This window comes from Streptomyces sp. NBC_00086 (assembly GCF_026343255.1).
In the GTDB taxonomy this organism is placed as follows: Bacteria; Actinomycetota; Actinomycetes; order Streptomycetales; family Streptomycetaceae; genus Streptomyces.
In genome coordinates this window covers 152,195-158,936 of the sequence record NZ_JAPELZ010000004.1, presented here as the reverse complement: position 1 = coordinate 158,936, position 6,742 = coordinate 152,195, and the positions used below count along the sequence as shown (strand labels likewise).

The following is a 6,742-nucleotide window of genomic DNA, read 5'->3' as shown; positions in this document are numbered from 1 at the left end:
CCACGGAGGGTGAGATTCGGGGCTCCGGGCGGTGACCCGCCCCACAGGACCTTGGTCACATACGAGGCGGGATAGTAGTCCTTAAACGTCCCTTACCGGGCCCCTCGCATCGCTCCCCACCAGGGGTAATGCCTGCCCAGCCGGTGGGGGGCCGTTGCGCCCCGGCTGCGAGGACCACTAGTAAGAGGGGTCGTTGCCAGGCGAGCTCGACCCCCGTAGAACTGGATGAGTCGCAAGGCGGTCGGAGATTTCCGGGCTCACCCCCGGTTCTCCCGCTTCCGCCGGTGAATCCCTCTCTTTCACGTGAGTGGCTCACGTATGTCCGCGACCGTCCTTGTCCCCGTTGAAAGGCCTGTCCGTGTCCAACGCCGTCATCCGCCGCATCGCCGCTTCGAAGAAGACCCTCACGGGTACCGTCCTCGCCCTGGGTGTTGCCGGTTCCATGCTGGCCGCGGTTCCCGCGCAGGCCGCCCCGATGAGTGCCAAGGCGATCGCTCAGCAGATGATCAAGGACCCGGCGCAGTTCGCGGCGTTCAACAACATCGTTTCCCGTGAGAGCGGCTGGGACCACACCGCCACGAACTCTTCCTCGGGTGCCTACGGCCTGGTCCAGGCCCTGCCGGCCTCGAAGATGTCCTCGGCGGGCTCGGACTGGAAGACCAACCCGGCCACCCAGATCAAGTGGGGCCTGGACTACATGAACTCCCGCTACGGCAGCCCCGAGGGCGCCTGGAGCTTCTGGCAGAACCACCACTGGTACTAAGCCACCAGCGGATCGCGGGGACACGAAAACGCTCGGCCGGACCCCTCCGGCCGGGCGCTTTTGCATGCGCACGCGGAGGCGCTCTGGATGGTGGATGTAGGGCACCAGCAGTGGGACGCAGGACATCTTGCTCGCGGTACAGACCGTGCGGGAACCACGCGCGAGCTCCCCGCCCCCTCTACCGAAATCGCCGATTTTGTGAAGAATAGGGGCAATGATGACCGTTTTGGTGACCGGTGTGGCGGACGGTGTCGAGCTGGAAGCCCTCCGTTCCTGCATTCACACGGGGCCGCACTTCCGCATCGTTGCCCACACGCACGACGCCGACGTCGCCCTGGCGCAGGCCCGCGTGCTGCTTCCGGACATCGCCGTGGTCACCCTCCACCGCCCCGACGCCCAGGGAGAACGCGACCGTCGCACCCTCGTGCGCGCTCTTCGGTCCTTCGACCCTCCCACGGGGATTATCCTGCGCCGCGACCCGCACGAGGCCGCCGAGGCGATCAGTCCGGGACTCGAACCGGTCCAAGGTGCCATCCACGAGGTCCGACGCGCCGATCTCGACGCCCTCCACCATGCCCTGGTCGCCATCGGACGCCGCCGAGCCAGCTGCAACATCGACCCCGCGGCACACTGACCGTCCGGCATCCACGGGGGTCGACGCAGAAGGGCAGGTGTTCTGAGAGCGCCTTCATGTGGCCGCGCCGGGGCCGCGGGGGAGGGGTGCGTAAGGTCGGCACGGGCCGCCGCCATGGCCGGCCGCGGTGGTGATCTGTGGGAGGAACACGTGGGAATTGCTGAGCCCCAGCGGCGGTCGCACCCTGATGCCGGGGATCCGGGAGCAGCATGCGTGGACGGTCTGCGGGAGCGTGGCTTTGCCCGCTACGGTGCCGAGCAACTCGGAATCACCCCGGGCGGTTCCACAGCAGGGGACTTGGCCCGGATCAGGGAGGTCTTCGAGGCGCTGCCGCCCGACCCGTACGCTCCGGGAACGAACCGGTTCCGCCGCTACTCCCATGCCGTGTACCTGCCGTGGAAGGACGAACTGTCCTGGATCCCCGGAACCCCCGACCCCGTACACGGTACGGTCACCAACTTCTCCCAGGGCGAAGACGACCCCGAGCACCCGCAAAAGCGCCGCGTGCTTCCCGAAATCCCCGAGGCGCTGCGCGGCAACCCCCTGCTGCTGCGGCTCCTGCGCTGGGACATCGAACAGGTCCTGTCCTTGAGGGACCTGAGCAGACGGCCGCTGTGGGCCGGGGTCCACCTGATCAGGCTCGGCGTCGACGGTCCAGGCCAGGATGCCGTTTCCTCCCCGAACTGCCTCCATCAGGACGGAAGTTCGGCCAGCACGTTTACCTTCGCCCACCTGATCAGCCGTACCAACGTCACGGGCGGGCAGAACGTCATCGCCACACCGGCCAGTGGGGGCCTGCAGCCCGATGACCCCTGGGCGGACATCCACGCCAGTTTCACCCTCACCGACCCACTGGACGGCTATGCCGTCCACGACCACAGAGTCAGCCACTACGTAGGCCCGGTCCGCACGGGCTCCGAGCCGGGGCCGGGCGAACGCTCCATCCTTATCGTCGGCCTCGCCCCGTACGTCCCCCAGCTGTGACACCGGTACTCCTCGGGTCTCCATCAGCCCGAGTCCACCTCAAGCGATCGGACGATCTCGGAGCAGTCCAGGCGTGGGGACAGGGCCTTGTGGCGGTCGCCGCCGCCGGTCAATCACGCCGGGCGGCGGCCTCGTAAAGCGCTGCGATACGCAACGCGGCGGCGCGGGCGGGTGGTTGGGAGAGTGGGAACCTCGGCAGGCTCGGCTGCCTCCAGAGGCAGGACGCTCCCTACAGCCAGCGGCGCACCGTGCGGGTCACGACCGGGGGAAGGATGTCCTTGGCCAGGCGGCGGGCCAGCGGGCTCCGCCGGGGCGGAGTGCGCCGCGCCTGTACTGCCGCGGGGACAGGCACCGGCTCCGGGGTCGGGCCGGGAGCGGCCGTCTCGTGGCGGGAGCGGGGGTGCGGCGGAGGGACCGCCTTCCGGCCGGTGATCCGGATCAGGGGTGCGCCGGCCACCTCCTCCACCCCGTGCCACAGATCCTCGCGGCCGGCCAGGAACGCGGCCAGTTCCGTGCGCAGCGGTTCGGGGTCGTTCCACGTCGCGTACATCTTGTGCTGGGTGATGCACAGGACATGCAACCGCCGCGCGTCCACGGCTCCCCAGACGGCCGCAGCGACGCCCGGGCAGTGCTCCGCCCTGAAGTCATCGAAGACGACGACTGCTCCGGGGGCGGCCAGCAGCCGCGAGGTCTCCACGTCCGTGTGCACGTGCGCGTACAGGTGCGAGGCGTCCACGTGAACGAAGCGACAGGAGGCGGGCCGGACGCGGTCGGGGAGAACCGCCGTCACCGCCTGCACCACCGTCGGCAACTCATCATGGAACGCGCGGTAGTTGGCCTCGAAGGCCCGGCGCGTCAGAGTGGCGTACGAGCGCTGCATCTCGCCGTCGTTGCTGTCGTCCTCGGCCGGGGAATCGAAGAGGTCACAGACCGTGAACTCCTCTCCCTCCTTGAGGTACCCGCCGAGGAAGATGGCGCTCTTACCCAGGTAAGCGCCGAGTTCCAGGAGGTCCCCACCACCCGACGGGTCGGCGTTCTGGCGGCTCAGGAACCAGTCGAAGAGGATCTGATCGGCCGGCCAGAACCATCCCTTCACCTCATCCAAACGCGCGGGTGCAGGCAGGTTCGGGAGTTCTTCGGGCTGCGCAAGCGGTGCGGTCATGAAGTGGACATCCCCGGGAGCGAGGTGGATCGGTCTGTCCGGCGAGAATGCGGGTTCCAGGTGACGGCACGGCGAACGGCCGCCGACCGTGCAGCGGCACACAGACGCACGCTGTAGGAAGCGATCTCATCCCTGGGCTCCGCTGCTGCTGTCAGTGCCCTCTGTCACGATGCCCCGGTCAGCACAATGATGCAGGAGAGAGCATGGGTACCTGGGACGTCGGCCCCTTCGACAACGACACGGCAGCGGACTTTGGCGGCGACCTCGATGAGGCAGCTGCAGGCGAACGCGGAGACATCGTCCGCGCCGCTCTCACGCGTGTGATCGACACCGTGGGATGTCTCGAAGCACCCGAAGCCGACAAAGCCGTAGCGGCGGCAGCCCTTGTCGCTGCGCAGTGCCCGGGAGGTGAGCCTGCAGATCCCGTTTATGGCCCGGAAGAGCCCCTTCCCGATCTCACCGGTCTGCTTGATCTCGCCCTCCGGGCCCTCGACCGCGTCATGACCGAGCCGTCCGAGCTGATGGAGCTATGGGATGAGTCGGAGGGCGGTCCTTGGCGCGCGAACATCCACGGCCTGCAGAACGTGCTCCTGCCAGGGCCACCTGGAGAACAACTCGGCCCCATCTGACTTACTGCAACTGCTACTTGAGCCGCTACCCGTAGAGCCACCACGAGCTGCGACGCCCTCTCTCCACCCGCCTGACGACGTCACCTCCGAGCATGCGGCTTCCTGTCAGCTTGCCTCGGCAGCGGCAGACTGAGGCGGCCTCAGCGTCTCGGCACCCCCTGGGGGCGCGGCGGTGATGATCGTGTCGAGGATCGCGCGCGATGCCTGTAGATCTTCGATGGCGCGGGTCATTCGCTCGCCCTCCCGGCGCAGTTGGGCGAGCAGGTCCGGACAGGTGGGCACGAGGTGCTCGTCGTCCGCCCGCATGCACGGCAGGACCTGGGCGATCAGAGCGGTCGGAAGGCCTGCCGCCAGGAGACAGCGAATGCGGCGCACTGTCTCGACGTCCGAATCGCCGTAGATGCGGTAGCCGCTGGGAAGCCTCTGGGGCGTCAGGAGTCCTTGCTGTTCGTAGTAGCGCAGCAGCCGCTCATGGACCCCGGTACGCCGCACCATCTCCTTCATGCGCATGCCGATCGCCTCACTCCTGCCCGCCCTGCGCACAATGCGACTTGACTCTGACACTGATGTCGGAGTTTAGCGTCGGTGCCATGACCACTCATCACGTGCTTCCCACCCCTCACCTCGACGTTCTCGTGCAGGGGCGCGGCCCCGCACTTCTGCTCGCGCACGGCGCCGGCGGCGGCATCGAGGGAAACTTCGGCCTCGTCCTCGACGACCTCGCCCAGGACCACACTCTCGTCGGCCCGCACTACCCCGGGGCCGGTGGCTCCGCCGTAGCCATCGACCCCCTGGACCTGGACGACCTCGCCGACCGCCTGGTCGCGGCCGCCGTCGCGGCCGGCCAGGACTCGTTCGCCGTCCTCGGTGAGTCCCTCGGCAGCGCCGTGGCCGTCCGGATCGCCACACGGCACCCCCACCGTGTCCGGGCCCTCGTCCTCACCGCCGGCTTCGCTGCCGCCGACCCCGTCCTGGCGCTCGCCGCGCAGCTGATCAAGTCCCTGGCAGCCGCGGGTCAGTGGGAGGACGTGGCACGGCTCGCCTTCGTGTCCTGCATGTCCCCGGCGGGCCTGGCGGACCTCGAACCGGCCGCCCTCGACGAATCCGTCGCCCAGACCCTGACCGCGATGCCGCCGGGCATGCTGGACCACTTCGACCTGGTGTCCCGCGTGGACGTTCGGGCCGACCTGGCGAAGGTGTCCGCCCCCACCCTGGTGGTGGCACCGACCGGCGACCGACTGGTGCTGCCCGAGAGCTCGTACCGTCTGGCGGCCGGCATCCCGGGCGCCCGGCTGATCGAACTGCCCGGCGCCGCCCACATCCTGAACCCGGCAGACCGGGCGACCTGGCTCCGCCACGTACGCGAGTTCCTCGCCGCACTCCCCGCCACGTCGGCGTGAGCACACCACCCCTCATGGCCTCCATCGGGTCCCGGGAGGCGACTCCGTCCGGTCCGCACCAGCCATAGCCAGTCTCCGGCCACCGCACGCATACTTGGATCACGTCAATACGGGGAGGTAACTATGGCATTCATAGTGCTGTTCGGCGTCATGGGGGGCCTTGTTCTGCTGCTGATCGTCACGCTCCTGCGTCGGAACGGAAAGCAGACGGAGACGGCTGAGGGACTGCGTATCGAGGAGCAGGCACGCCTGCAAGCGGGGCAGGACCGTGCTTCCTTCAACACCGTGGCCATGCACCTCGCGCCGCCCACGTCCAGCGACGCCCACCAGCGCCGCCGCTAAGGCCCCGGACACCCCGGTCACATGCCGACCGGGGTGTCGCGCGTTGTACGTGCCCTCAAGACCCAGGCCTCACGCGAGACCGTCCCGGTGCCGCAAGCGGTCCAGAGACTGAGAGCCGGTGGCAGACACCCGGGCCTGAATACGACAGTCTCGTGACGACCGGACAAGTCCCAGCGGAACCGCCAGGGCGTTGCCGTGAGGGATCGGCGCCTGGCCTTCAGCGGGGCAGGCACGGATCCCGGTGCCTTCGGTCAGACGCGCCAGGTCAGCCGGAGGTCCTCACGGCAGTACCTCGTCAGCAGCCGGAGATGTCGTCGGCGCAGCCCTGCACCTTCGTGGGGTCGACCGTTCTGAGTTCCCAGACGATGAGGCCCGTGAGGTCTTCGGATTGCGGTGCGATCGTCACCGTGACGGGTCCGCCGGCGGGGATGTTGACGCGCGCGGGTTGCTGGCGCGTGGTGGTCGCGCAGGCCACGTCGGTTTGCTTCGTCGACTGCCCTCGCTTGAAGGAGACGGTCACCTTTCGCACGTCGGAGCTGTCGCAGACGACATCGAAGCGGTAAGGCTTGTCGCCGCCCGTCTCCAGTGTCTCGTCCATGCCCGAGGCGACGTGGGGGGACCCGAACCGTACGCGTTGCGCCGAGGGGTCCTTCAGGGCTGCTTGTGCCCGTTGCAGGGCGTCGTCCGGTTCCCACACCTTCTGGGGAGCCGGCTCCTCGCCCTGGCCGGTGCATCCGGCGAGAGCGGCGGCGACGGCCAAGAGGCCGAGGAGCTTCGGTATGCGCACGTCGGTGTCCTTGTTTCGTACCGTGGGGGGCTTCGAGGTGA

At 68.6% G+C, this 6,742-nt stretch carries 9 protein-coding genes; 6 read left to right on the top strand and 3 right to left on the bottom strand.

Going from position 1 to position 6,742, the window contains the following annotated elements; all coding sequences use genetic code 11:
• Window positions 1-358: 358 nt before the first annotated feature.
• The 3 genes from OG276_RS40745 (at window position 359) to OG276_RS40735 (ending at window position 2,381) form a co-directional block, all read left to right on the top strand.
• On the top strand, window positions 359-763 hold the full coding sequence (locus OG276_RS40745) for a transglycosylase SLT domain-containing protein (protein ID WP_266914910.1): 405 nt from the start codon (window positions 359-361) through the stop codon (window positions 761-763).
• Between the two features lie 214 nt (window positions 764-977).
• Window positions 978-1,397, top strand: a complete 420-nt coding sequence (locus tag OG276_RS40740) for a hypothetical protein (protein ID WP_266914909.1) — start codon at window positions 978-980, stop codon at window positions 1,395-1,397.
• A 297-nt stretch (window positions 1,398-1,694) separates the two neighbouring features.
• Window positions 1,695-2,381 carry a 2OG-Fe dioxygenase family protein gene (locus OG276_RS40735; protein ID WP_266914908.1) on the top strand — a complete coding sequence of 229 codons (687 nt, stop codon included), beginning with the start codon at window positions 1,695-1,697 and terminating at the stop codon, window positions 2,379-2,381.
• Window positions 2,382-2,610: 229 nt separating this feature from the next.
• Here OG276_RS40735 and OG276_RS40730 read toward each other — a convergent pair whose 3' ends face one another.
• A complete protein-coding gene (locus OG276_RS40730; protein ID WP_266914907.1) occupies window positions 2,611-3,543 on the bottom strand; it encodes a class I SAM-dependent methyltransferase in 933 nt (310 codons plus the stop codon).
• 203 nt (window positions 3,544-3,746) lie between these two features.
• On the opposite strand from OG276_RS40730, the gene OG276_RS40725 reads away from it, so the two are divergent.
• A complete protein-coding gene (locus tag OG276_RS40725) occupies window positions 3,747-4,172 on the top strand; it encodes a DUF4259 domain-containing protein (protein WP_266914906.1) in 426 nt (141 codons plus the stop codon).
• Window positions 4,173-4,277: 105 nt separating this feature from the next.
• Here the strand turns inward: OG276_RS40725 and OG276_RS40720 are convergent, their stop codons facing one another.
• The gene (locus OG276_RS40720) at window positions 4,278-4,682 is read right to left on the bottom strand and encodes a MerR family transcriptional regulator (protein ID WP_266914904.1); all 405 of its coding nucleotides are present in this window, start codon (window positions 4,680-4,682) and stop codon (window positions 4,278-4,280) included.
• A gap of 80 nt (window positions 4,683-4,762) precedes the next feature.
• On the opposite strand from OG276_RS40720, the gene OG276_RS40715 reads away from it, so the two are divergent.
• Entirely contained in the window at window positions 4,763-5,572 is an 810-nt protein-coding gene (locus OG276_RS40715; protein ID WP_266914902.1) for an alpha/beta fold hydrolase, read from the top strand.
• Window positions 5,573-5,695: 123 nt separating this feature from the next.
• Window positions 5,696-5,914 (top strand): hypothetical protein, encoded by a 219-nt coding sequence (locus OG276_RS40710; protein ID WP_266914900.1) that lies wholly within the window; start codon window positions 5,696-5,698, stop codon window positions 5,912-5,914.
• A 295-nt stretch (window positions 5,915-6,209) separates the two neighbouring features.
• On the opposite strand, the gene OG276_RS40705 is transcribed toward OG276_RS40710, so the two are convergent.
• Window positions 6,210-6,701 (bottom strand): hypothetical protein, encoded by a 492-nt coding sequence (locus OG276_RS40705; RefSeq protein WP_266914898.1) that lies wholly within the window; start codon window positions 6,699-6,701, stop codon window positions 6,210-6,212.
• Between the last annotated feature and the right edge of the window lie 41 nt (window positions 6,702-6,742).

Coding starts and splice junctions, on each gene's coding strand:
- OG276_RS40740 (WP_266914909.1), top strand. CDS start 978: ATGATGACCGTTTTGGTGACCGGTGTGGCGGACGGTGTCGAGCTGGAA.
- OG276_RS40710 (WP_266914900.1), top strand. CDS start 5,696: ATGGCATTCATAGTGCTGTTCGGCGTCATGGGGGGCCTTGTTCTGCTG.
- OG276_RS40730 (WP_266914907.1), bottom strand. CDS start 3,543: ATGACCGCACCGCTTGCGCAGCCCGAAGAACTCCCGAACCTGCCTGCA.
- OG276_RS40725 (WP_266914906.1), top strand. CDS start 3,747: ATGGGTACCTGGGACGTCGGCCCCTTCGACAACGACACGGCAGCGGAC.
- OG276_RS40720 (WP_266914904.1), bottom strand. CDS start 4,682: ATGCGCATGAAGGAGATGGTGCGGCGTACCGGGGTCCATGAGCGGCTG.
- OG276_RS40715 (WP_266914902.1), top strand. CDS start 4,763: ATGACCACTCATCACGTGCTTCCCACCCCTCACCTCGACGTTCTCGTG.